The sequence below is a fragment of the Staphylococcus delphini genome (genome assembly GCF_900636325.1).
GTDB lineage: Bacteria > Bacillota > Bacilli > Staphylococcales > Staphylococcaceae > Staphylococcus > Staphylococcus delphini.
In genome coordinates, this window is record NZ_LR134263.1 from 2,020,601 (window position 1) to 2,046,915 (window position 26,315).

The following is a 26,315-nucleotide window of genomic DNA, read 5'->3' on the forward strand; positions in this document are numbered from 1 at the left end:
ATTTTTAATGATTGTTTTTTTAAAAAGCCACTTGTAAATATCACATATTATTTTAAAATTAATGTAAGCCCTACAATTGTAGTATTAGGAGGTCAAAAAAAGTGTCAAAATTAAAGTCTTTGCTTCTTGCATTTGGAACATTGTTTTTGCTTGCGGGCTGTTCTGATGTAGAAGTTTTAAACGCAAAAGGGCCAATGGCCAGCGACCAAAGGTTTTTGATTATTTATTCAATCATCTTCATGGTTGCCATTGTTGTTGTCGTACTTATTTTATTCGCGATATTCACTTATAAATACCGCTATAATAATACGCGCGAATCTGGTAAGGTGCATCACAACGCACTTCTTGAAACAGTTTGGTTCTTAATCCCTGTAATTATCTTAATTGCATTGATGATCCCAACTGTTAAAGCCTTATATCAATATGAGGAGCCACCTAAATCTGAAGATGACCCTATCGTCATTTATGCAGTAAGTGGTGGATACAAATGGTTCTTCGCTTATCCGGATGAAAAAATTGAGACGGTTAACCATCTTAAAATTCCAACTGATCGTCCAGTGACATTCAAACTTCAAGCGATGGATACAATGACAAGTTTCTGGGTTCCACAACTAGGTGGTCAAAAATACGCAATGACTGCGATGACTATGGAGTGGACTTACGAAGCACATGAAGAAGGTACATATCGTGGCCGTAACTCAAACTTCAACGGTGAAGGTTTCTCACGTCACACATTTAACGTTGAAGCTGTGAGCCAAAAAGAGTATGATGCTTGGGTTAAAGAATCACAATCTAAGAAACAACTCGACCAGGATACATTTGATAAGCAACTTCTTCCTATCACAGAAAACAAAGAATTAACATTCAGTGGTACACACATGGCATTTGTTGATCCGGCAGCTGATCCAGAATACATCTTCTACGCTTATGATCGATTTAACTATACGCCAAAAGACCACAACTTCTATGATGATAAAGAAGGTGTCTTAAGCGAACCGAATAAGCCAGCTCGTAAAACACAAATTACGAATGCCAACTACGAACGTCATGGTATGAAAGCAGCAATTCTTAAGAACGATCAACCGTTTGATAACGAGTTCAAAAATGAGCAAAAACATACTATGGACGAAATGGAATCAATGCATGAAGGTGCCAAAGACGCTGAGGCACACAAAGATCATAAAAGTGGAGGTGGACATTAATGATGGACTTTCCATGGAATGAGCTTATCGTAAAAGGTAACTGGATGATTACATTGGCTCAAATCAGTGCACCTTTCTTAGTTATCGGTGTCATTGCTGCCATTACTTACTTTAAGCTCTGGGGATATTTATATAAGGAATGGTTCATGTCAGTCGACCACAAAAAAATCGGTTTGATGTACCTTATCTGTGCTGTGTTAATGTTCGTACGTGGTGGTATTGATGCAATTCTATTACGTATTCAATTAACTGTACCAGATAACCCATTCTTAGAGTCAAATCACTATAACGAAATTTTCTCAACGCACGGTGTCATCATGATTATCTTCATGGCAATGCCACTTGTAATTGGTTTAATGAACATCATTATCCCATTACAAATCGGTGCACGTGACGTTGCTTTCCCAGTATTGAACAACATTAGCTTTTGGTTGTTCGTAGCGGGTATGCTTTTATTTAACCTTTCATTCATCGTCGGTGGTTCACCTGCTGCAGGTTGGACAAACTATGCACCACTTGCCGGTGAATTCAGTCCTGGACCTGGTGTCAACTATTACTTAATTGCCATCCAGATTTCAGGTATTGGTACTTTAGCAACGGGTGTGAACTTCTTTGTAACAATCATCCGTCTAAAATCACCAAGTATGACATTTATGCAAATGCCAATGTTCGTTGTGACAACATTTATCACAATGTTAATCATCATCTTGGCATTCCCAGTGTTAACTGTAGCACTTGCATTAATGACTGTTGACAGAGTGTTTGATACTGCATTCTTCACAGTAGCTAATGGCGGTATGCCGATGTTATGGGCAAACTTCTTCTGGGTATGGGGGCACCCTGAAGTATATATCCTTGTCCTTCCAGCATTCGGTATTTATTCAGAAATTATTCCAACATTTGCACGTAAACGTTTATTTGGACACCAAAGCATGGTGTGGGCAACAGCTGGTATCGCATTCTTGAGTTTCTTAGTTTGGGTTCACCATTTCTATACAATGGGTAATGGTGCATTAGTTAACTCATTCTTCTCAATTACAACAATGTTGATCGCTGTGCCAACAGGTGTAAAAATCTTTAACTGGTTATTTACACTACACAAAGGACGTATTTCATTTGAATCGCCAATGTTATTCTCATTAGCGTTTATTCCTAACTTTACAATTGGTGGGGTTACCGGGGTTATGCTTGCGATGGCATCCGCAGACTTCCAATACCACAACACATATTTCTTAGTGGCACACTTCCACTATACAATTGTTGCCGGTGTTGTATTTGCATGTTTCGCAGCTATGATTTTCTGGTATCCAAAAGCTATGGGTTACAAATTATTCGAAAAACCAAACAAATGGTTCTTCTGGATCTTCATGGTTGGTTTCAACGTGACATTCTTACCACAATTCATTTTAGGACTTGATGGTATGCCACGTCGTTTATACACTTACATGCCAGAAGATGGTTGGTTCCTATTAAACGTCATTTCTTCAATCGGTGCTGCAATGATGTCTATTGCGTTCTTAATCTTTGTAGGTAACATTGTTTACAGTCACCTCAAAGCACCACGTGAAGCAACTGGTGATAACTGGAACGGTTTAGGTCGTGGTTTAGAGTGGTCTACTGCATCTGCAATTCCACCTAAATACAACTTTGCGATTACACCGGATTGGGATGATATTGATACATTTGTTGAAATGAAAAAACAAGGTAGACACTATCTTGACAATCACAATTACAGCGACATTCACATGCCGAACGATACACACATCGGTTTCTGGATGGGTATCCTATTCTTTATCGGTGGTTTCTTCTTAGTATTTGAAACATTATTACCTGCGATCCTTGCATTAGCTGGTATCTTCGGTTTAATGATCTGGAGAAGTTTCCAACAAGATCACGGTTACCACATCCCTGCAAGTGAAGTAGCTGAAACTGAAGCGCGCTTGAGAAAAGCTCGCCAAAAAGAAAGGGAGGCTATGAATCATGAGTCATAAAAATGTGAATACTATTGATGCTCGTACACATGAAGGCGATTTAAATAAACTCGGTTTCTGGATCTTCCTTACAGCTGAATTCGCACTTTTTGGTACACTTTTCGCAACATTGTTAACGCTCCAACATGGTGGTAGCTACGGTGGTATGTTAACAACAGATTTGTTTGAATTACCACTTGTTTTAATCATGACATTCCTACTTTTAGCAAGTTCTTACACTTGTGGTATTGCAATTTACTACATGCGTAAAGAGAACAAGCAATTGTTATTAATTTGGATGATTATTACAATTATTTTAGGTATTGGATTCGTTGGCTTTGAGATTTTCGAATTTAGTCACTATGTGCATGAAGGTGCGACACCACAACTTGCATCTTATTGGTCAAGTTTCTTCATCCTTTTAGGAACACACGGTGCCCACGTTACAGTTGGTATCTTCTGGATTATTTGTTTATTAATCCAAGTTGCCACTCGCGGACTTACAAAGTATAATGCACCAAAATTATTCATTGTAAGTTTATACTGGCACTTCTTAGACGTTGTGTGGATCTTCATCTTCACTGCAGTGTATATGATAGGGATGGTGTATAGCGGATGAATACAATTGTAAAACATACAATAGGCTTTATCGCCTCAATCATTTTAACTTTACTCGCTGTTTTCGTGACTCTATATACATCATTGTCATTCCAAGCAAAAGTAACAATTATTTTCGGTTTTGCATTTATCCAAGCGTTTTTACAACTCTTAATGTTCATGCACTTAACTGAAGGTAAAGATGGTCGTGTTCAACTTGCGAAAGTTATCTTCGCGATTATCATTACATTAATCACAGTTATCGGAACATACTGGGTAATGCAAGGCGGACATGGTTCACATATTTAATCCATGACGCAAAAAGCACTAACACATCACGTGTTAGTGCTTTTTTCATGCTTATTTTAGTCTGACACTTCTATTGCACTCCCCTTTTTGCTATTGTCACATCTTTTTTCCAAAAACAGTTTTAACAAGTTGAAGCGAACGTACACAACCATTACTATAGATAAAAAAGGAGGTTTTACTATGCCCATTCCGATTATTATTGATACTGACCCTGGCATTGATGATGCAGCTGCCATCAGTTTGGCATTACATCATCCACAACTTGACGTACAACTGATATCAACCGTACATGGTAACGTGCCACTCCAACGCACAACGAGAAATGCCCAACAATTAATTGAATACTTTCATGCCCATGTACCCGTTGCATCCGGTGCAGCATCGCCACTTGTTCAAAAGGCTGTCCACGCCCCTCATGTTCATGGTGAAAGCGGCATGGCAGGTTACACATTTGACGAACCGATGACACCACTCATGTCAAACAATAGTGTAGAAGCGATGAAAGACCTACTTCTCCAATCGACGACACCGATGACATTAGTACCGATTGGACCATTAACGAACATCGCATTACTTTTAAAAATGTACCCAGAAGTTCATACATATATTCATCAAATCGTGCTCATGGGTGGCAGTGTAGGATCAGGTAATATTACGCCTGCTGCAGAATTTAACGTCTATGCTGATCCGGAAGCTGCACATATCGTCTTTCAATCCGGGTTACCCATCGTCATGGCAGGACTCGATATTGCACGTGCATCTAACCTACCTCATGCATTATTACCAAAAATCAAGGAAATGAATCATACCGGCAATATGTTGTATCATCTCTTCCAACATTATCGTGGTGAGTCATTTTTAGATGGGTTAAACGTGTATGACGCTTATACAATGATGTATTTATGTTATCCTGAGTTATTTACAGTACGCCCTGCTCAAGTAAAAGTAGAGTTAAGTGGCAACCATGCACGTGGCGCAACATTTGTTGACTTTAACGTGACAGACAGTTCAACACACGTACTCATGGATATTCAAGCAGAAGACTTTCAAACTGCTTTCCTTGAAATGTTGCAATATTGTCCATAGAAACAATTATAGGGCTGAGATACCACTTATCTCAGCTCTTTCATACTATGTGCTCACTTCTAATAAATACAATTGTGAAATAGCACGTGAAGCAATAATGTATTGAATATTTGTACTTTCATAATCGTTATGTCTCCAAGAAATGACTGTATGGTATTCAAATCCTTTAACGAGATCATAAGGAATGACAATATGCCCTACTGTTACAAAAGAATCGTCTTCTTCAATTAATTTTAACTGAATGTCATTACGTAGTGCATGGTAAAGTATCTCCCCTTCAGTTTGAGACGGTACTACAATCGCGACATCATGTTTCGCTTGTTTTAAAATATCTCGTATATGTTGTATCGTCGCATTTGAAACCTCTTTAATCGGATTGCCCTCTACGCTCACGACTTTTGTATGAGTACCTTTTAATTGTTCAAGATAACGGTTAATTGCTTTTGTCGAGCGGTATGAAGTCGTCAACTGCTTTATCGGCATGTTGAAGTTTTCAAAATCGATGAAGGGCTTTGATAAGAAATTCTGATTCAAGTCTCCTAAAAACGTAAAATGTGCTTCAGGATAACATTGGCGCAAAATATCCAATTGAAATATGCTATAATCTTGAACTTCATCAACCAGAATATGTTTGAAATGATTGTCTGGTCGTCGCACTATTTTCGTATATAGCCATACAAGAGCCCAAAAATCCTCATAATGCATACTTTCTTTTTTCAATCGCTGGTTCAAATGATAGTCTCGACATAAACGTTGATACAATTTCTCAATATGAATAAAACGATACGATTGCAACATCCATTTCGTACGTTTTAATGTTCGCACCGTTTGAGCCTTCGATTGCGCTACAATATCCGCCTTTTCTCCAATGTAAGTATTTTGTTTTTCTAATTCTGCATAGTTTTGTGCAAATAAACGTTTGTATTCTGTTTGATATAATGCAATTAAGTCATTTGTTAACTTTTGAATAGCAATCGATAAATCATGATGCGCACGATAATTGTTATATAATGTTGAAATGTCTTCTTTTGATATCACAATTCGTCCCGTTTGATCTGTCACATCTTTAAAATACAAAGGATATGTGGAAGACACTAATTGCTTTGACATAAATTGAAAAAATTCTACACTCGATTTGTGATAAAATTGTTGCTCTGCTGTTTTATCACGATATACCCTTGTAATCATTGCCGACTTTCTTTCAACGGTTATCGACTTGAAATAAGTGATTTTATTAACGATATTCATCAAACTTTTCACTTCAATATGACGTTCTCCAAGTTCAGGTAGAACATCTGATACATAATCATTAAAAATACGATTAGGTGCCAATAACATTAAATTTTCATGTGTGACCTTTTTCTTATATTTAAATAACAAATACGCAATGCGTTGCATAGCAATGGCTGTTTTGCCACTACCCGGAGGACCAAGAACTACAACATCTATATTCATTGGCAAACGAATAATTTCATTTTGATCACTTTGAATGGTACTGACGATATTCCCTAATTTATGGCGAGACATATTCATTTGATAATCCATCAACTCCGTATCACCAATAAACATATCACTATCAACATAATCAATTAGCTGTCCTTTAACAATTTTAAATTGGCGTCTGCCTTTTACTTCTTCAAATACAGTCCGACCCGTTTCAGTTTCATACGACAGTTTTCCTAATTCATTTTCATAAAATAAACTTGCAATCGGCGCTCTCCAATCACAAACTAATACACGATAGTTACTGTCCATTAACGTTTGCGTACCTATATACAGCGCTCCATCTTCCAGTACTACTTTGCCGAAGTAAGGCTTATCAAGCAAGCGCTGATAAGCATTGAGTTTGTCATGATATTGGTTATACGTACGCTCATCCATACGTAATGAGTTTAAATCTTGTGCATGATCACTCCCATTAGCATCATCCATATTAAGCATCCAAGCTTCGTGAGCATTCATCTCTTTACGTCTATTCATAATTTTATTTTTAACGGCATCTTGGGATTGGGATAAATCTTCCAATGCTTTCTCAATGAAATGTTGTGTCTCAATTAAATATACTTGTTCTTCTTCAAAACTCATTGACATATGGCATCCCCCTTAACGTCAAACTAACTGGTTGAAACGATTTTTCACACGTTGATCAAATATTAAAGTCATAACGATAATCAACTGAATCATACCCGCAATTAAATATACGAAATTCGCTCCTAAATATTCAGTAATAAATGCTGAAAAATAATATGCTATTGGGATGAAAAGTGTACTCACTGATTGAATTGTACCTGATATACGTCCCCTATATTCATCCTCAATAATTAATAATTTATACGTGTTGAATAAAATATTCGGTAATGTGAGACATACACCTATCATCAAACCTAAAACAATGGCGATTTGAGATGAATGATTCATAAACATGTAAATAAAAGTCATCGCCATCAACAACCAAAAAGTAACTAAAATATTATAAGCAGACATCTTATGCTTTAATTTTAATCCGATTGAAGCTGCAAGCATACTTCCCAAAGCGATGAAAAATTGGAACATACCATAATCCTTTGGTTGCGCATTCAAATATTGATTAAAATAAACCACAAATGTGGGTGCAACCATACTAATGATATTGAGCATCATTGCCGTGATCATCACGCGTTTTAAATAATAATCTCGTAAAATCATTTTGAACACCGCTTTGAATTCGTCCAAAGATTTATGCGTTTTTAGTTTGTGTAAGGGTTGATGCATTTCGTTTGTGGTTTTTATAGAACTGATAGCACTGGAACCGATGATAAATAACATCATAATCAATAGAATTAACATAAAAAAAGGAATAGCAGAAAATAAAAATCCCGCTATTGCAAAACCTAGCATCATGGATACGTTCTTCGTTAAACTTCTATAACTCAAAACACTTTTAACCTCTTCCTGAGCTTGTACTAATCTAGGAATTAATATATTTTGATTTGGTAACTGAAAAACCATCGTTATTTCTCTCAAAAAAAGTAAAACTATGATTAGATATAATTTAAAGTCAAACATCAATACTACGAAACACATGACTAAAAGAAATATGCTATTGAAACGCAAACTGTAAACCATTATTTTTATGGGTTGATTCCATTGATCTGCTTTAATTCCAGCATATGATCCTACTAATATTTGAGCAATATGTGATAATGAACCAATAGTCGCTGTGAAATATGCTGAACCTGTTTGTTCTAAGACATACCACATCAAAGCCAAGTTAAAAATACTGTTTCCTAATCCTACGACAAAATCATTTGAAATGAATTTAAATATTTGAGATGTCATCACAGTTGTACATTACCTCGTTTTCATTGTTGTTACATCGCTAAAAATGTTAGTTCAATCTTATTGGCTCTAAATATTTATCATGACGTCTTACGATAGTCTTTTGTTCAATATGATCATATGTAAACTTATCGAGAAAAGATATTGAGTTTAATTATAGTAAATTCCAGTATATTTCATATTTTCAGAAAAGTAAATATAGAAAATGAGATATCTCTGAAAAATGAGTTAATCAATATCGAAGAGAGAGAACATCATTAGTTTTTCAGTCTTTTGTATCTTGTGCCTTTGAGGTAAATAGTCAAAATTGACGGCTGATTCTCTTTAATACTTCTATCAACAATTAAATCGTAGGAATAAGGCAGGGGGCATTTCAAGTTTTCCAGCCTTATTTCTACGATTTATAGATTGATTATTCATTAATGATTTTAAAACTGTCAAAAAATGATGCTATTGTTTTCTTGACTTCAAAATCTTGCCCTCAGTTTCGTTATATTAGAGATAAGATTGCCCAGAAGGCTGTCACTCCTGAGAGATAACGTTAAAAGCAAAAATAACGTCATTTAACTTTAAAAGCGACTACTGTTTAACGTAGTAGCTGTCTGACTTCTCAATATTTGAACTTTTGAGAAGTCTAGTCAGCCTTGCGGGGGGCAGTACTACGAAATCTTTGTTACACATGAGATTTCTGTACTGCTCCGAAAATCCAATTCGGCTTCCATCAAATGTACATTCTAATTAAGCCGAATTTTGTTGGAGGGACAGCCTAGGAAAGGGCAGCCACGAGGACAATCAAAAACATAACTCGAAAGGAGAGGGCAAGTTAAACAAAAATACTGCATCAATAGCGTCAAAAATTTTTGTATCCCAGACCCTTCCTTTTTATCACAGATTAGTCATTTTCTTGTTGTAACACTTCACCAGATTTGGCATCGAGTACTAATTCTTGTTCACCATTATCTGTCATTAATTCGATGTTGTATACAAATTGACCGTCATCGTTATCTAATGACCATTTTTTCAAGTCACCTTTTTGTTGGTCTTGTGCTTTTTTCACTGCTTCTTTAAAATCAATGGCATCTCCGTAATTAATCGTTTTGTCGTTATCGTTATCCATCTCTTTTTCTTTTTTCGTATTTAGCACTTTATTATCTTTGTCAGATACTTTGACTTCTGCTTCTTCATTATTGTTTCTTAAATCAATGTCATAAACCCATTGACCATTTTCTTTTTTGTATTCTACTTGTTTCACGTCGCCATCAAATGAAGATTTTGCGGTTTTAATGGCATCTTCAGGTGTTGTTTTTACGTCTTTAACATCAATCGTTTGTGTTTTAGTGTTTTGATCATCATTGTCATCACGATCATTGTCATCGCTATTTTGATTGTTATCAGTCGTTTGTTCTGTTTTAGTGTCATTATCTGTGTTGTTTGTATTTTTTTGATCATCATCATCGTTACCACAAGCTGCTAAGACGATTCCTGATGCTAATAATAAAGACAACATTTTAAACTTCATATTTAAAAACCTCCGATATTAGTATTTATAATTGATATACCCAATTGAATGGATTTTAAGACATATTCATATCAAATCAATTTCAATATCGGATAAAAGTTTGAGTAATTTATTTCATTTGTGGTTGTATTTTCCCTATAAATGAAACTTTATCATCAAGTGTATTGTACACATTTAATAATTTTTGTTTTTCATTTTGCCAATTATAAATCATTTTCGCACGATGAGTGTTAGCACGATAACGTTCATAATCTTCAGGATGATGTAACATATGGTTCACCGCATCTGCAATGTTTTGACTTTCATGCGTGTCGGTTGCGATACCCACTTGGTTTTCTTCCACGACACGTTTAATCTCCGGAAAATCACATGAAATAACAGGCACATGCGCCATGATATATTCAAACAGCTTATTTGAGCTTGCCGAATAATGGTTGAAACAAATATTTTGCAACACTTGAAAGCCGACGAATGCCTCTCGCGTAATACTTGGCAACTGCTCAAATGGGACTTTATCTAAAAAGTAGATGCGGTCTCTTGAAGGTGAGGCATGTACTTGTGCTTTCAATGCTTCCGTGAGCTTTCCACCTCCAACGAAAACAAGCACCCCTTCATCAATCATTGGCATCGCTTCAATGAGTTTTTCTAGACCACGCCCCTGTTGTAAACCACCTTGATAGAGTAAAATTTTCTCGTCTGTAGGAATACCTAACTTAGCGTGCAAATTGATACGTGGCTGCTCTTCAATATCATACAATGCTGAATAATTGTATAAAGGTTGCGGATAAAAGCCATACAATTGTTCGTTATGCTTTGCGCGTGTATGATTTTCGACCATCATCGTATCCACAAAGCGTAACAAAAAGCGTTCTATTTTTTTTATGCGCTCTGGATTGTATCCCGTACGATCGGATTGCACTTCATGACTATCATAAACGAGTGGTTTCGGTTTGAGTCGCAATTTTGAACAAACAATCCCTTGAGGTAATGTGTTCAAGTCGTTCGCATGATAAATATCAGCCTTCATTATATAACCCTTCACAATCATTCGTGCAATAATGGCACTATTGATGAACCATTTACGTATTTTTTTAACTTTCAGCACCGCAAATGCAGCCATTAACAACATCGCGTAGCCGAACATCAGCTTGAAATTAATATAAAATAACCCTGCTGCAATCGAAAATGATATGCCACCGATCGTAATGACAAACTTCTTTCCATAGTCGGCATATGCTTGAATCAGTATGGGATAGCGTCTGACACGATGAACACGAAAATGATCTTCTCGTTGTTCAAATGGTTGAATATCTTTATTTTTAGGGTCGTTAATCGCAATTAAATCAACATCATATCCCGCTTCAGCGAGTGCCGTACATTCTCGATTGACCCGCGCATCGTTGGTGAAATGATTCCACACGAACATCGATACTTTTTTCACTTTATCATCTCCCTTTTGATGATTGCTATTCAACATCATCTCCTAATAAATGTTCAATTGTCGCTTCATAAACAAATTAACTAATTCTACTGTTTTGTCATTAGGTAGCGGATTATGCCCCGATTTCCTATCATTATATAATAGAAAGTTAATGCGCGAACTATCAAGGTTGTACTTGTCTAGCATTTGAGTAAATGGCATCACATGGTCTTCCATATCTTCATGACTTAAACGATTTTGAATATAAAGTATCTCAGGAATGTGATTGCGCTTTTTCATAAGACTTGTGGTAGAAAGACGATGTGCATACGTTTGATTCACTTCGTTAAAGGACATCTCCCCAAAGACAAATTGATAAGCCCTTGTCACGTGATTTCGACTATATCGATGCACATATGCTTGTGGGTTGTTAACAATAGCACGTGAATTTTGATGATATGTCGCTAGCATCATTGAAATGAACCCACCGCCTGAACTCCCAAAATACGTCACTTGATTATCATCCACATTCAGAAGTTGACTCACTTTTTGGCTAATTCGCGCATAATCTTCAACATAATATCGCTCTTTTGTCCCTAATCCCCATCCTAAATTGAGTGGACTCTCATGAATGGTACGATCATCAATAAACAGACAGTGCGCTTCAAAATCATCACGCCAACTCTTTCTTAAAAATACAGGTGGTTTCGCTTTATTTTTATCAATTGCCCCATTCGTATGTACAAGAAGTCGCTCAGAATTCGGCTTGATATGAACAAAAATATAAAAATCGATACCATCTAACATCAGTTTGACTTGTTGATTATTTGCATTTAACAAGTCTTCTTTTGTTAATGTCTCATAATTAAATTGAATCATGAAGGTCTCCCCCAGTTCTTATCCGATTAATTGAAAATATATCGCAGCGATCCAACCAATGAAAGTAACACCAATCAGGCCCTGCGTCATCAATGAGATATCTTGTTGTTGTGATATTGTGGACACGTCGCAATCACTGACTTGTTGTTGCTTTAATTTCTTTTTCTTATAGGCGACCTGTTCAGATTTAGGCATATGTTTAATTTTTTGAACGAGTGCGTTATAACGTTTAATCACTGAATGAACATCATCATAGGCGACCATTTGACCGTAATGAATCCACAGCGCTTTATCACACATTTTTCGAATTTGGCTAGCAGAATGAGATACAAAGAAAATCGTTTTTCCTTGCTCTTGAAAGGCTTTCATCCGCTCAATACATTTATTTGAAAAAGTTTCATCACCCACTGATAACGCCTCATCCACAATGAGAATATCAGGGTCTGTATGAATCGCAATGGAAAACCCTAATCTCGATTTCATACCACTGGAATACGATTTAAGGGGTTGGTAAATAAACTCATCCAGTTCACTAAACTTGACGATTTCATCAAATTTTTCGTTGATTTCTTGCGTTGACATTCCATGCATTAAACATTTGTACCGTATATTTTCTTCACCTGTAAAAGAAGGATTGAGACCTGCGCCTATTGCAATGAGTGAAGGTTTCCCCTCTGTATGAACTTCACCGTATGTCGGCATCACCACTTCTCCTAAAATATTCGATAGCGTGGATTTCCCTGATCCATTTAATCCAATGATACCGACAGAGGTGCCTCGTTCCACTTTGAAGCTGACATCTTTTAACGCATAATACGGTTTAAATGAATACGTCTTACCAAAAGTGAATAAAGACAGTAATTTGTCTGCTCTACTTCGATTTAAGTCATAAATTTTTGTGACATTTTCACAAATCACATTATATTGTGGTGCTGGCATACCGTTCACTCCTTAAGGAAGCTCATTAATTTTTTAATATTCGTTTCCCAGTTTAAAAATTGTTGACGATATTGACGGACGTTTTTTAATTGGTCTTCAAAATATGAGGGGGAGTCTCTATACATTAAAATTTGGTCTAATAATATTTCAGGCGTTGCTTTCTTTTCCGCAAAACCGATTTGAAAAGCATGAATATCTTCAGCCATTTTTCCACCTATATTGGTGACAGGAAGTGTGTTCACCCCTAATGCATCAACAATCTTTCCAGGCAAGACATTTAAAAACGTCTCATTTTCATTTAAAATCGATAGCGCAATGTGATGTTTAGAAATTTCTTTGAGACATTGTTTACGACTCATGGCAGGTTTAAGTGTGACATAATCTAAATGTTGGACCGCTTTTCGAAATTTTGGTGCTTTCACCCCATACACAATGGCTGTAATATGCACCTGATTGTCATTCAAACCATTAAACAACTCGATTAAGTGATTGACGTCTTGTGCGTAACCAATATTCCCAGTATAAATGACATGAAAATCTTTATATTTTTCTTCTATAAAACGCTCTTCTGCACTTACTGAATTAGGAATAAATTCTATGGGCTTATCCTTGTTTAACATTTGTTGAATATGTTGTCGAAACCCTTGATGATTAATGACAATTTTATCCGCGCGCTGATACATTAACTTCTCTAATCGTTTAAGTAGTGGCCATGTCAGTTTTAGATTAATCCCTTTTATGCCATTCACACTGTCAGGCCATAAATCTCGTATTTCTAAAATATAATCCGGTCTCTTCGCTTTTTTCATAAACAAAGTTGCCCAAGCAATAAAGATATTTGGACTCGTAACGTAAATATAATCATAATCATGTTTATGCTTAAAAATGTAATAGCGTACCCTCACATATTGCTCAATATAGTACATTAGCCGCACAAAGAGGTTTTTATTCTGCTTTTCAAAAATCATATGCATGCGTATAATTCGCTCATTTTCATAGCGATTCACCGCTTCATCATCGAAATAACTTTGATCTTGATACAGTTCAAGGTTCGGGTAAGAAGGTTCTGTTGTTAATACATGCGTAATGACACTTTCGTTCGTAAATTGTTTAAACAACATTTTCATTCGGTTTGCTGCTGAACCTAATTCAGGATAAAAGTTTTGTGTAATCATTAAGAGTTTTTTCGATTTCATATTTTAAGCCCCTATATATAATCTAGAATTCTCTTTCTGAATTTCATATGAATGACTGAACCTATTAAAATAAGTAAAAAAGTCGTCACCCAAAAGTAAATATGATCAGACCAAGTGCCATACACAGCCGTTTGATGATGAACGAATGCGGTGCGGTAAACGCCAACGAGATATGCAAAAGGATTCAAGCTTGCTAACTTTGATAATATGCCATGTTGTTCCTCTAACACCCAGAATACCGGTGTCATAAAGAAGAGCATGCGAATGACATTTTGCAACAAATTTTTCGTATCTCTCACAATGACAGTCATGGTGCTCATAATTAAAGATATGCCGAAAATGATGGAAAACGATCCAATCAAGAAATAAATAAACCACACGTAATGCCACCAAGGTACATAACCATTGATTAATGAAATTAAAAAAACGATCGCAGTTGTAACCATTAAATTAAGCATATTATTTGTTAGCGCAATCGATATAAAAATGGAAGAAGGAAACTTCATCTTTGCTAACAAGCCAATATTTTTTTGAATCGCTGACGCACCGGAATTGATACCTTGAGAAATAAATAGCCAAGGAAATAAACCTGAGATTAAATGAACAATAAAAGGAACGCCCATAATTGAGCTATTACTCCCTCTTAACCCTAAACCAAACACAATGTAGTAGATGGCCACTTGGAGAACCGGCTGCAGAATATTCCAAAAGATACCTAAATAATGATTGGCATATTGACTTTTCATGTTATAAATCGCTAATTTGAAAATTTTAGGTAAATTCGTAATTTGTTCTTTATAAATCTCTATGATTGCTCTCATCCTATAACCTTCTTATTTTGAATTAATTTCTTGAACTTGAAATTTAGCCGCTTCTAGCCAAGATGACTTATCGATATCTTTCGTGGATTGCAGAGAGATAGACAATTGCGACTGCGGTGCCATTGTTTTCTCTACCCCTTTATACCCTAAATCTACAATGTCGTATTTTTCATCATCAATTGTGATAAAGATACGTGCTCTTCCTTTATGATTCCTGTAAAAAGTGCGAATAGAAATTGGAATTGCTTCATCATGGGCATTCAAAATGTTTAACTGATAAACTTCATGTTCCACAAATTTTTGACGGTTCAATTTAAAATGAATACGTTGATCTTGAAACGTCTGTTTAAAATCTTGTGTTTCGTAAGTTAATTTTGTCGTTTGTGTCTTTTTAGACTGATTTTGATAGCTTTCAAGTTCTTTTTTTAGATTGACATATTGATGATATAAATGTTTATCTGTGTTGAATCCAAAAAAGTGGAGTAATGGCCAACATCGCTCAATCACTGCTTTATGAAACGCGTGCTGTTTTCGTGCATCATAATCCATTTGCATCAATTGAAATAAAATGAAACGACAATGAATTAAGTTATAAACCTCCATGTACGGGTCGCTTTCTTGAATAATGGCACTATGCCATCCATTCATTCTTGACTCTAGATACAAAACATCATAGGGATGATAGCCTTTTTCTACACATACGCTTATTTCATTTCTTGTAATAAATTGTGCGAATGCATGTTGAATCCATGATTTCTCTTTAATCGGCGACCATTTTTCGATATACGGGACATATGTCTCGATATTGTCATAATGCTGTTCGACTTCTCTAGGTCTTATCCCTTTGGCTAGTTCAAAAACGGACGATTTCACATGCGATACGTTTTGAAATTGTCCATGTTGACTATAGTAATGAATCATATTTTCAGAATGACTGGATTCATAATGCGTATATAAATCAGCCACCGTTTGATCTCCATCGTTATGATTAATATTGAAAAAATGATGCTTTAAATGCAGTTGATCCACGAGAAAGTGCACCGCTTTTTGATCCATATCATATATTCTCTTTTGTGCACGCGTGATTTCCTGCCCATCTGTCTTTAAATACGTAAAAAATAACGTTTGCGGTAACTTGTCTTTTAATAGTGCAAGGGATACTCTTGAATCAAAGCCGCCTGTCAGTGACATCACAACAGGTCGGCCCATACGATAAATATATGCCACCATCTCTTGCATCAAGGGAATGGCTTGTTGGACAATGCGAGTTGTATCCAAGGTTTGATGTTGAACAACAGGATATATCCTTTTCAATGTATGCGCATTCAGTTCAAAACGCATATTCGCATTAAATTTATATATATTTTCATATTTGCTCAAATCCAGAAAACCACGCATTTTGTCCACAATACATCGTTCTTCAATACCGTAAATCTGTTGTAGCAATTGATGTAATAGCTTTGAATGAGATGCATAAACCGGTTGTACATCATGGTAATACATAGAAAAAAATGAAGTCGCATCGTTATAAAAATACAGTTTATCTTCTATAGCAATGAACAAGCCGTATCTGCCATTAAAAAAAGACATTTCATTTAGAAAGGCATCAGAATCGATGGGATGTTGCAACAAATCACTTACGATCATAACAACCGACTTTGTACTGTCTCTCACGTCGACCAACTCTCCAAGAATTAAGATTTGATAGCCTCGCACTGAAAAAGTGATATGATTCAAATCTGGCGTAAAATAAATCGTTTTTTGACTGATCTTCTGGTTAAGGTAACCGTCTAATTCAAACGCTTGTTCATTTGGCAGTATAAAAAAATTTTTAGCAAAACTGATGAATTGTAAGTCATTGTGCATCTGCCATCCCCCTTATCGCTGTTGCACTTCTTTTTTTAACGCCTTAATGTAATCATCTAATTCAATATCTTGTGGTCGGTCATATTTTTCGTAAAGCTGATATATCTCTAAAAATCGTTGAATGGCAGCTTGTCGTTCTTCCGCTTTCACGATATCTAGTCGAGGTCTGTACCAACCTTTCACGTACAAATTAAAGCGCTGTTGCATATAGGCATCCATAAGTTGATGTTGCTCTAAAAAAGGAATACGTTCTAGTTCGAGTTTATAGTACTTATCAAATAATTTTTTTGAAGTCGAGTTCGTGACTGATCCACTAACTGCTGCATAATACATATGAATGAGTGCTTTAATACCTAACACTTTTTTAGAATATAACATCAGCTCTTGAAAAAAGACGGTATCTTGCCCGGCAGCACCTTCCACCATTTTGATACGATTGTTCTTAATCACTTCTGCTTTAATCATTAGTGCTTGAATGCTTTGCGCACGTAAGCCTGCCGTTTTAAGAAACTTTTTCGTATTGGTAATCAAAGGTTCATCATGGTTATATTTTTTAATCGTGCCGTAATAATTAAACACAGACCTTTTACGATTGTCTTCTTTAATAATGTTGCCGACTACCATATCGATAGAAGGATTTTCCTTTAATTTTTCATACAGTTGGGCATAGCCATCCCCTATCGCTTCATTGTCAGGGTCTAAATACGTAATATATGGTGTTGTTGCCAGTTCGACGCCTTTATTACGTGGTCTGGAGGCACTACCTGAACCTGATTCAAATCGATAATAGACAATATTAGGATATTTTCGTCTTAATCTTTGTATAACATGACGTGTTTCTTCATCTGTAGAACCGTCGTCCACAAAAATGATTTCGAAGCGGTCAAACATTGAAGAACGTCTCAAACTGCGCATACATTTATCTTCTAAATAACGTCCATTATTATGAATCGGAACAATCACACTAACTAAATCATTTTGACTTAAAATTTGTTTTTCATTGTCAAAGATTTCAGCATCATCTAACGTGTACCCTAATTTGAACGCTTCAGATTGATAAGCTTGTGCGTCAAAGAGCGTTAAATATTTATCATCATACGATTCAACATAGTCATGTACTTGGACGTTTGTGTTTAAAGTTTTTTGTACGAAATCGACATCGGTATAATAAAATGCACTGAGTAAATCAGCTAAATAATATTCTTCATAAATGTAATGGTCATCAAAAAATGTCACGAAATCTAATTCATGTATGCGGTCGTTGAATTCTTGTTCGGTTAATAAAATTTTCTTCACATTCATTTGACGTTGAAACATCTCTACTAAAGTTTCTGTTCTTTCTCGCACAACGACACCTATGACCGGTTGGACGGCAGTGCTCGTTAATCCCATAAAGTTCGCAATTTCATTGATGCGGTGATACGTCGTATGTTCTAACATCACATTCCTTATATTCTTCGCTTGAAAGGCTCTCAACTCGTGCTCCGAATACCGATTTAAAATAGGACCGACATCCGATTCATCATTCACCATAAACACATTAGGAAATTGATTGTTCACACCAACTGAATAATTAGAAATCATCAAATTACCGAATGCTTGTAATTCAAACACACGATTGGCAAACATCGTGTCTGAATATTTGACTGAATTCACATTGAGTGCCCATCTAAAAATCTTATGTACTTTCATCAGTTCATCATGGCTTAACGGACCCGTCAGATAAGGTATATACTTGCTAGGGAATAAATAGCGTTCTCTTTCAAGGTGTAAATTACGATCAAAAATCGTTAAATCGTTGCCACTTAAACTTAAACCATCAAACATACGTGCTAAATCTTTATTTCTTTGTGGATATTTTTTAGTCCAACTACCAGCGAAAATGACGTTATCTTTATTGTTTGCCGCTTCATTCGTTCTCGTTCCAATTGGGTTATGATAATGTGGGTTCACCCCAAACTGTAAAACTTTCACATTTTTATTATTCGTGTATTCGATATAATCTTGAACCATTTCTTGTGCAGTCGTAAAAATATAATCACATTTTCGTGCAATATCTTTAAATAAATGGAAGTTAACAGGATCTTCTTTAGAATAAAAGACTAACGGAATTTGACGTTCAATAAGTTCATCAAGTAACTGCATGAGATGTGCGCGCATTCTACTTTTAGGGCTAGCGACACCTTGCCATGATGCATCTATCCCTCGCCATGTTGTCGCCACGATGACAAAGTCAAACTGCATCTTTTCAATTTCAGCATCACTCGGAATAAAAGTAACATCCGCTGTATCTTTAAATGAATTGTATAAAAACTCATCTGCAATCATACCAATTTGATACTGCGCTTTTTTCAAAATACGAGAACCATTACTCGCTTTTTCTTTATTTAACTCATCCTTAAATTGATGCATAAAGTTCAGTTTGCCATTTTTTTCTAGTAACTTTAAATACATCGCCACATCACTTGAATTTAAAGTCTCTTCCAATCGATTCAAACCAAGTAGATAATCTGTATTCAGTAAATCAATCGCTTCCCTTAGTTGATTCTTTTTAGTTTGAGGTTGATTTGCCATGTGACTTCCCCCACTTTTTTCTCATATTCCAATATTTAATTTGTAACTGCCCTAATTTGGAGTTTTTTAAATTTTGGTAGCGTTCATGAATATTGCTTTGTCCCTCAAATCCATCAACTTGTGCATTCCATCCTTGATTCATTTTGTCATTCACTAACGCTGTAATGACATGTTTCGCTTGCTGTCGTTCTGTTAAAAAATTATGAATGAGATCAGACTTTTCTACTTCTTCAGTTGAACTATAATCTGGCAAAGTATCTAAAATACGTTCAAGTTGTTGTGGATCGACATGCTTTAATTCAATCCAGTAGACTTGTTTCTCCTCTTCTAACTTACCAATACCTTTTTCTGGAAATAGCAACTTTAATCGAAAATCACCTTTCACATGAACATTTTCAGCTTTTGTCTTAAGACGACTTTCTAAAAACAATACTGTCCCTTGTCGTAAATTGACATTTTCATTGACATGATAGCCCACATCAAGATCAGACGGTTTCATAAAGCCTACGAATCTCTTTTTTTGAAATAACAGCTCATAAAATTCATCATTATACTTCACCAAACCTGTAGACGTTAAATATTTATTCTGAACATCTTGTGTAAAACGGTCCGCGAACTGGTATGTAATATTTAATGCGTTTTGAATTTCTGCATACTTTTTCACAAAAACGATTTCATTCTGCTTATTAAAAACATAGTGAGAGTTTTTTAACTTAACCCATCCAATTTCTCTTTGACCTTTTAAATAGCCGTACAATTGACCTTCCATGGTTCTTGTACTCAACACTTGATAAACTTTATGATTAAATGCTTCTACTGTGCCGACTTCTTCTTTCAAATTGACATCACTATATATAAATTGATACCCCGGTTCATCTAAAAAAACGTTAAACAGAATTTGGTTTTCAATTAAATATGATCTTAAATCATCCATAAACTAACCTCTTAAAATATATTTTTAAAGAAAAATGAGCTTGCAGACATTTCAATCAAAAACGCAATCATCCTCTATCAAGATGGTTTTAGAATGACTTCTCATACAAACTCACTTATTCTTCAAATTAAATTAATTGCTTTTGATTATCAAATTCGTATAAATTACCATAGTTATAGTATTGAACTGTCTCGAATTGGCTTTGAATGACATTTTTAGTATCAAAAATAACTTTATCTTTCATATTTACAAAATCGTTGTCCGTCAATTGTTTAAATTCAGAATGGTCACTTAAAATTAAAACGAGAGAAGCATCCGCAACTGCCTTTTGAATATCTTTCTCTACAAAATCAAGTTTGACGTGCGGATCATATGTCACAACATCAAGATGCGATTCTTGACAAAGCAATTCATAAATATCGAAAGCAGGTGATTCACGAATATCATCCACATCGCCTTTGTATGTTAAGCCAAATACTGCAATTTTATTCCCATTTAATTCACGCAAAATCTTTTTCGTTTTTTCCACGACATATGCTGGCATGGAACGATTAATTTGACGCCCTGTTTGTATCAATGGAGAATTTTCAGGATCCTTCGCAATAATGAAATACGGGTCTACAGCTAAACAATGTCCCCCGACACCTGGGCCTGGCAAATGGATATTCACACGCGGATGTTTATTTGCCATTTCAATCACGTCTAACACATTAATATTTAAGTGGTCACTGATTTTAGCTAACTCATTCGCTAAAGCAATATTTAAATCACGATACGTATTTTCCATTAATTTACTCATTTCAGCTGTACGCGCATCCGTTTCAATCATTTCACCTTTCACAAATGTACTGTAGACACGTTTACCCGCTTCGATACAAGCAGGCGTCACGCCACCGATAATACGATTGTTGTACACAAGCTCCTCTAAAATCTTTCCAGGTAACACACGTTCTGGGCAATGGACGAGATATAAGTCTTCACCAATCGTAAACCCATGTTCTTCTAATAATGGTTTCACATGGTCATCCATCGTTCTCGGTGCAATAGTCGATTCAACAATGACAGTATTCCCCTTTTTTAAATATGGGATAATGCTTTTAGTTGCACTCATGACGATGGAAATATCACAAGATTCGTATTGATCATCATTATTTGGTGTGGGCACTGCAATAATAAATGCATCTGCCTCAGCTGGGGTTTGTGACGCTTTGAATTTTCCTGTCGCTAAAACTTCCTCGTAGGCTTCTTGTAAACCTGGTTCTTCGATGTGAATTTGCCCGTTGTTTAAACTATTAACAGCTTCTTCTTTAATATCTACACCTATAACGTCTACACCATGCTTGGCAAACATAATTGACGTCGGTAAACCAATGTAACCTAATCCTACAGTTGTGAGTTTCACTTTCATACACCTTTCTTCCATAGAAATTTTTGGAGCTTTCATTTATTAACTCAGTTCAAATGACCTCTCTTAGTTAAATAAGATTTCTATGTCAATTTTTAAGTATATGAACTGTTATTTCAATTAAAAACAGAAAATAATCTATTATTTTACTATATTTTATAATCAGATAAACATTAAATAAACAATCTTTGCATTAAGTTTACAAAACGTGCTAAAAAGAGACTGAAATGTAAATTTTATATTTAAAAAATGTCGTTCTAATTTACCTTTTTTAGCGTGTATTGATATTGAGGATGATTAGAGATGCATTGATATTTTTATTACTTTGAAATGAGTGAATTGTTGTAACTACTCTCTTTCACTCGTTGAATACAAAGAGGTTTAATACATTTTCGAGTCGAATGAAATAAAAAAGTTTTTAACATAAACAGTGGTACATTAATGAAATAATTATAAAATTTTAATGTTTTATAATTTGATTTTAATAGTCGTTTGATATAAATAGATTAGAATGATGACATGCTCAAGGAGGAAAGTGGATGAAACGTCGCTCAAAAGCATTCAAACGTAATGTAAAAGTAAGTATGACGACATTTCTGATTTTAGGAGGATTTACTTTTGCAAATGCTTACAACGTTGAAGATGACTATTTTAAAAACTTCTTATTAAAACACAAAAAAATCGTTGCAGCTTTCAATTTAATAAACGTATTTAACAATCAAAGCGCTTATGCTGAAACGACGTATAAACTTAATTGGTCACAAAAAAATGCAACACAATATATACAACAACATATCGGAGTTGGTATCGATTTTGATGGTGATTACGGTTATCAATGCATGGACTTAATTGTGGATTATATGTATCAATTATCCAATGGCAATGTCCGCTTAAACGGCAATGCCTATCAAGCGAAGAATAACGACTTGGGCAACTATGCAAAAGTGTATTCAAAAAAATCTGGTTTTGTACCAAAGACTGGGGACATTGTCGTTTGGTCTCCAAAAGCATGGAATGGACATTATGGTCACATTGGTATTGTGAAAGAAGCCTCTTCTAAACACTTTACGACTTTAGAACAGAATACGAAAGGTAACTTATCATTTGGCGGCGTGGGGGCGTTAGTGAAACATCAATATAAAGGTGTCGCTTATTTTATCAGGCCTCACTTTTCAAATAAAAATCAGCCACCACCATCTTCCTATTCCGATACACCTTTAAATTCAAATGCCGTTGTCAGTGGTTGGATGAAAACGAAAAGTGGCATGACCTATAGACATGAAAACGGACAATATACTGTAGCGAGAAACAATGGATTAACAGTGTACAGTACGCCTAGCATTAACGGGAAAGTGACCACGAATTTGAAGGCTGCTACAACACTCAATTATGATTATAAATATGTAAACGATGGCTACGTATGGGTCAGTTTTATGAAAAATCATCAACGTTATTATATTCAAACCGGTTACAGTGATGGGAACAGAGGCTACAAAATCGATAGCGAGCCGTTCGGTGCTTTTACTAAAGTGAACTTTGCTGAACCAAGCTATTCAGACGTTCTTTATAATAGTAATGCAATCACAAGCAAATGGCAGAAAACAAAATTAGGTATCACCATGCGTTACGAAAATGGCAGATTTAAAGTCACTAAAGATAAAGGTGTGGCAATATACAAGCAACCGAACAATGATGAAAAACAGTTCACTACATTGAAGAAGGATCAACATTTAATCTACGACTACAAATATATTCATGATGGTTACGTATGGCTTGGTTTTGAAAAAAATGGCAAAAGGTATTATGCACAAGTCGGTTATAGTGATGGCAAATACGGATTCAAGCCAAAAACACAACCATTTGGAAAATTTGATTAGGCCGTTCAAAAATTGTCACCACTTTTCCTCGTCAACAAGTGAAGTGTAAGTAGCGGTAAAAAATGAAAAATACCGTTGAGCTATCTTTCACACTGGTCAATTTCAAGATAGGTATGAGACTAAGTTAAAGTTCAGTTGAAACAAATCATTTTGATGCATAAGCGTTTAAATAACCATGCCACGTAAAAAAGCAACACCCCTCACATTAAGAGAAATGTCGCTTTTTATATATTGCTACCCGGTCGGACTCCCGAGGGATACGTGCATATTACTAACAGTTACTTCTTTACTCTAATAGTAGTTACTGTTTAACGCAGTAGCTGTCTGACTTCTCAATGCTGATGCTTTTGAGAAGTCTAGTCAGCCTTGCGGGGGCAGTACGACGAAATCTTTGAGACACATGAGATTTCTGTACTGCTCCCGAAAATCCAATTTAGCTTAATTAAAGTGTACACTTTAATTAAGCCAAATTTAGTCGAGGCAAGTCCCTCGGGAAGAACGCGAGACCATAGGTAGCAATTAAATAAACTGTACTATTAACTCATGTACGAATGTCGCTTTTACTCACTTAAATACGTCGACTTAAATGCCTCAACTAGACCTTCAAAATCATCCACATTCAACGAGAAGTACACTTTAATCTTCGGCTCCGTACCAGACGGTCTCAAAGCAATAAAGCCCTCTTCAAATGTATAACGAATCACATCAGCCTGTGGTAAATCAATCACAGTCGTCGTACCATCTGCCAAATGCGTCGTTTGTTGTGCTAAATAATCCTCTTTCGTCACAATGTTTAAACCAAGTAACGTATCGCTCGTATCATTTCTAAAGTGCGTCATAAGCTGATCAATTTTCTGTCTGCCTTGTTGACCCGCGTACGTCGGTGAAAGTGTCAGATCATCATAACGACCAATTTGTGCATAAATATCCTCTAACACTTCTTTAAACGTTAAACCATTTTGCGTTAACATTTGCTTATATTTCACTAATAACGGAATAAACTGAATGGCATCTTTGTCGCGTGATAAATCTTTCGCAAGGTAACCGTGACTTTCTTCAAATGCTAAAACGAGTTGTGCGTCATCTGTTTCGCGTTGTTGCAGTTGTTCAGAAATATATTTAAAGCCTGTTAAAACGTTGACCACTTCGATATTTAAAGCTTTCGCAAATGCTTCACTTAAAGCACCTGTCACAATCGATTTGATAATATAAAATGCATCACCAGTCGGTTGGAGTTCTTGATAGCGCAATTTCATCAAAATTAAGCCGATTTCGTTACCATTGAAATAACGTGTTGTCCCATCTTCATATCTTTCAACAAAGCCGAAACGGTCAGCATCTGGGTCAGTCGCAATGATTAATGATGCGTCTTCTTGTTCAGCAAGGCGTATGCCATACTCAAATGCCGCTGCTTCTTCTGGATTCGCACTTTTAACTGTCGGGAAACGTCCGTCTGGTTGTGATTGTGTTGTTTCAATGACAAAATCTTCAAAGCCAAGCTCCGTTAATAATGTCGCACCTAATGGTAGGCTTGTGCCGTGAAGACTTGTTAGTACGACTTTTTCGCCTTGTGATTCAATTGGACCTACTAATGCTTTAACGCCCGCTTTATACGCTTCAGTGACTTCATCCGCTAATGGTAAAATCATGCCGGCATCACGTAAAGCTTCGAAATCATTTGCCGTAATGTCTAATGGTGATTCAATCGCATTAATATATTGGCTTAAATCTTCTGAAGCAGCTGGCAACAATTGACCACCATCTGGACCATAAATTTTAATGCCATTGTAATTGCTTGGGTTATGGCTTGCTGTAATCATCACACCTGCTGTCGCTTGTAAATGACGTACCGCAAAAGACAGCTCCGGCGTTGATTTATAACTGTCAGCCAGTACTACTTTGACACCTTCAGTCGCTAACACACGTGCAATTTCACGTCCAAAATCTTCAGATAAAAAGCGTGTATCAAAATGAATGACCACCGTCGCATCTGATTGTTTCGCGTTTAAATATTGTGCTAGACCAAGCGCAACTTTACGAACTGTAAATTTATTTAAACGTCCAGGTCCAATGCCAAAAGTACTTCGAATTCCTGCAGTCCCAAATGTAAGTACATCTTCAAAGCCTGCTTGTCGTTCTTCTTCGGTTTGTCCTTCATAAAATTCGCGTACTAAACTTTCATCTAGTTTTGACATCCATTGTGCTTTCAAAACATCCACCATCCTCATATGATTCATTGATTAAAATTAACGGGACGCCAATGTGATTGATATCCCTCATTCATAATAATAACTTCATTATACATGAACGACACGCTTCCAACATAGAATTCGACTAACCTCTACAAAATAGATGAAAATGTATGAAATGATTGAAAAGTCATCAGCACTTCATTACAATATA

Annotated in this window: 19 protein-coding genes; 6 read left to right on the top strand and 13 right to left on the bottom strand. The window is 35.9% G+C overall.

What is annotated here, in order from left to right; all coding sequences use genetic code 11:
- The first annotated feature begins 101 nt into the window (after positions 1 to 101).
- The 5 genes from qoxA (at position 102) to rihC (ending at position 5,164) form a co-directional block, all read left to right on the top strand.
- Positions 102 to 1,202 (top strand): cytochrome aa3 quinol oxidase subunit II, encoded by a 1,101-nt coding sequence (qoxA, locus tag EL101_RS09520; protein WP_096596086.1) that lies wholly within the window; start codon positions 102 to 104, stop codon positions 1,200 to 1,202.
- A 2-nt stretch (positions 1,203 to 1,204) separates the two neighbouring features.
- Entirely contained in the window at positions 1,205 to 3,193 is a 1,989-nt protein-coding gene (qoxB, locus tag EL101_RS09525) for a cytochrome aa3 quinol oxidase subunit I (RefSeq protein WP_096596213.1), read from the top strand.
- Positions 3,183 to 3,791, top strand: a complete 609-nt coding sequence (gene qoxC / locus EL101_RS09530; protein WP_014614287.1) for a cytochrome aa3 quinol oxidase subunit III — start codon at positions 3,183 to 3,185, stop codon at positions 3,789 to 3,791. Before qoxB ends, qoxC begins: the two co-directional genes overlap by 11 nt.
- Complete coding sequence (qoxD, locus tag EL101_RS09535; protein WP_014614288.1) at positions 3,788 to 4,078, top strand: cytochrome aa3 quinol oxidase subunit IV; 291 nt, start codon at positions 3,788 to 3,790, stop codon at positions 4,076 to 4,078. The genes qoxC and qoxD overlap by 4 nt, the downstream gene beginning before the upstream one ends.
- Before the next feature lie 180 nt (positions 4,079 to 4,258).
- Complete coding sequence (gene rihC / locus EL101_RS09540) at positions 4,259 to 5,164, top strand: ribonucleoside hydrolase RihC (RefSeq protein ID WP_096596085.1); 906 nt, start codon at positions 4,259 to 4,261, stop codon at positions 5,162 to 5,164.
- 45 nt (positions 5,165 to 5,209) lie between these two features.
- On the opposite strand, the gene EL101_RS09545 is transcribed toward rihC, so the two are convergent.
- From EL101_RS09545 to EL101_RS09600, 12 genes are all read right to left on the bottom strand, one after another.
- On the bottom strand, positions 5,210 to 7,255 hold the full coding sequence (locus EL101_RS09545; RefSeq protein WP_096596084.1) for a HelD family protein: 2,046 nt from the start codon (positions 7,253 to 7,255) through the stop codon (positions 5,210 to 5,212).
- 18 nt (positions 7,256 to 7,273) lie between these two features.
- A complete protein-coding gene (locus EL101_RS09550; RefSeq protein WP_142924898.1) occupies positions 7,274 to 8,482 on the bottom strand; it encodes an MFS transporter in 1,209 nt (402 codons plus the stop codon).
- Positions 8,483 to 9,374: 892 nt separating this feature from the next.
- Positions 9,375 to 10,001, bottom strand: a complete 627-nt coding sequence (locus tag EL101_RS09555; RefSeq protein ID WP_096596082.1) for a PepSY domain-containing protein — start codon at positions 9,999 to 10,001, stop codon at positions 9,375 to 9,377.
- Between the two features lie 109 nt (positions 10,002 to 10,110).
- Positions 10,111 to 11,442, bottom strand: coding sequence for a glycosyltransferase (locus EL101_RS09560; RefSeq protein WP_096596212.1), 1,332 nt, complete (start codon positions 11,440 to 11,442; stop codon positions 10,111 to 10,113).
- 42 nt (positions 11,443 to 11,484) lie between these two features.
- The gene (locus EL101_RS09565) at positions 11,485 to 12,300 is read right to left on the bottom strand and encodes an alpha/beta hydrolase (RefSeq protein ID WP_096596081.1); all 816 of its coding nucleotides are present in this window, start codon (positions 12,298 to 12,300) and stop codon (positions 11,485 to 11,487) included.
- Positions 12,301 to 12,318: 18 nt separating this feature from the next.
- A complete protein-coding gene (locus EL101_RS09570) occupies positions 12,319 to 13,239 on the bottom strand; it encodes an ABC transporter ATP-binding protein (protein WP_096596080.1) in 921 nt (306 codons plus the stop codon).
- A gap of 5 nt (positions 13,240 to 13,244) precedes the next feature.
- A complete protein-coding gene (locus EL101_RS09575) occupies positions 13,245 to 14,435 on the bottom strand; it encodes a glycosyltransferase family 4 protein (RefSeq protein WP_096596079.1) in 1,191 nt (396 codons plus the stop codon).
- 11 nt (positions 14,436 to 14,446) lie between these two features.
- Positions 14,447 to 15,256: an ABC transporter permease gene (locus EL101_RS09580; protein ID WP_096596078.1), complete on the bottom strand. Its 810-nt coding sequence runs from the start codon at positions 15,254 to 15,256 to the stop codon at positions 14,447 to 14,449.
- A gap of 12 nt (positions 15,257 to 15,268) precedes the next feature.
- Positions 15,269 to 17,122, bottom strand: a complete 1,854-nt coding sequence (locus EL101_RS09585; RefSeq protein ID WP_096596077.1) for a hypothetical protein — start codon at positions 17,120 to 17,122, stop codon at positions 15,269 to 15,271.
- 12 nt (positions 17,123 to 17,134) lie between these two features.
- Positions 17,135 to 19,696 (bottom strand): glycosyltransferase, encoded by a 2,562-nt coding sequence (locus EL101_RS09590; RefSeq protein WP_096596076.1) that lies wholly within the window; start codon positions 19,694 to 19,696, stop codon positions 17,135 to 17,137.
- Complete coding sequence (locus tag EL101_RS09595) at positions 19,674 to 20,630, bottom strand: hypothetical protein (RefSeq protein ID WP_096596075.1); 957 nt, start codon at positions 20,628 to 20,630, stop codon at positions 19,674 to 19,676. Before EL101_RS09595 ends, EL101_RS09590 begins: the two co-directional genes overlap by 23 nt.
- Positions 20,631 to 20,757: 127 nt before the next feature.
- Positions 20,758 to 22,032 (bottom strand): nucleotide sugar dehydrogenase, encoded by a 1,275-nt coding sequence (locus tag EL101_RS09600; protein WP_096596211.1) that lies wholly within the window; start codon positions 22,030 to 22,032, stop codon positions 20,758 to 20,760.
- Between the two features lie 542 nt (positions 22,033 to 22,574).
- Here EL101_RS09600 and EL101_RS09605 point away from each other — a divergent pair.
- Entirely contained in the window at positions 22,575 to 23,912 is a 1,338-nt protein-coding gene (locus tag EL101_RS09605; RefSeq protein ID WP_240622727.1) for an SH3 domain-containing protein, read from the top strand.
- A gap of 560 nt (positions 23,913 to 24,472) precedes the next feature.
- Here EL101_RS09605 and EL101_RS09610 read toward each other — a convergent pair.
- On the bottom strand, positions 24,473 to 26,122 hold the full coding sequence (locus tag EL101_RS09610; RefSeq protein WP_164715583.1) for a phospho-sugar mutase: 1,650 nt from the start codon (positions 26,120 to 26,122) through the stop codon (positions 24,473 to 24,475).
- Positions 26,123 to 26,315 lie beyond the last annotated feature (193 nt).

Excerpts from the sequence above, each read along its gene's own strand:
- EL101_RS09575 (WP_096596079.1), bottom strand. The coding sequence starts at position 14,435 with ATGAAATCGAAAAAACTCTTAATGATTACACAAAACTTTTATCCTGAA.
- EL101_RS09565 (WP_096596081.1), bottom strand. The coding sequence starts at position 12,300 with ATGATTCAATTTAATTATGAGACATTAACAAAAGAAGACTTGTTAAAT.
- EL101_RS09605 (WP_240622727.1), top strand. The coding sequence starts at position 22,575 with ATGAAACGTCGCTCAAAAGCATTCAAACGTAATGTAAAAGTAAGTATG.
- qoxD (WP_014614288.1), top strand. The coding sequence starts at position 3,788 with ATGAATACAATTGTAAAACATACAATAGGCTTTATCGCCTCAATCATT.
- EL101_RS09595 (WP_096596075.1), bottom strand. The coding sequence starts at position 20,630 with ATGGATGATTTAAGATCATATTTAATTGAAAACCAAATTCTGTTTAAC.
- EL101_RS09555 (WP_096596082.1), bottom strand. The coding sequence starts at position 10,001 with ATGAAGTTTAAAATGTTGTCTTTATTATTAGCATCAGGAATCGTCTTA.
- qoxC (WP_014614287.1), top strand. The coding sequence starts at position 3,183 with ATGAGTCATAAAAATGTGAATACTATTGATGCTCGTACACATGAAGGC.
- EL101_RS09570 (WP_096596080.1), bottom strand. The coding sequence starts at position 13,239 with ATGCCAGCACCACAATATAATGTGATTTGTGAAAATGTCACAAAAATT.
- rihC (WP_096596085.1), top strand. The coding sequence starts at position 4,259 with ATGCCCATTCCGATTATTATTGATACTGACCCTGGCATTGATGATGCA.
- EL101_RS09590 (WP_096596076.1), bottom strand. The coding sequence starts at position 19,696 with ATGGCAAATCAACCTCAAACTAAAAAGAATCAACTAAGGGAAGCGATT.
- qoxB (WP_096596213.1), top strand. The coding sequence starts at position 1,205 with ATGGACTTTCCATGGAATGAGCTTATCGTAAAAGGTAACTGGATGATT.
- EL101_RS09580 (WP_096596078.1), bottom strand. The coding sequence starts at position 15,256 with ATGAGAGCAATCATAGAGATTTATAAAGAACAAATTACGAATTTACCT.
- EL101_RS09550 (WP_142924898.1), bottom strand. The coding sequence starts at position 8,482 with ATGACATCTCAAATATTTAAATTCATTTCAAATGATTTTGTCGTAGGA.
- EL101_RS09545 (WP_096596084.1), bottom strand. The coding sequence starts at position 7,255 with ATGTCAATGAGTTTTGAAGAAGAACAAGTATATTTAATTGAGACACAA.
- EL101_RS09585 (WP_096596077.1), bottom strand. The coding sequence starts at position 17,122 with ATGCACAATGACTTACAATTCATCAGTTTTGCTAAAAATTTTTTTATA.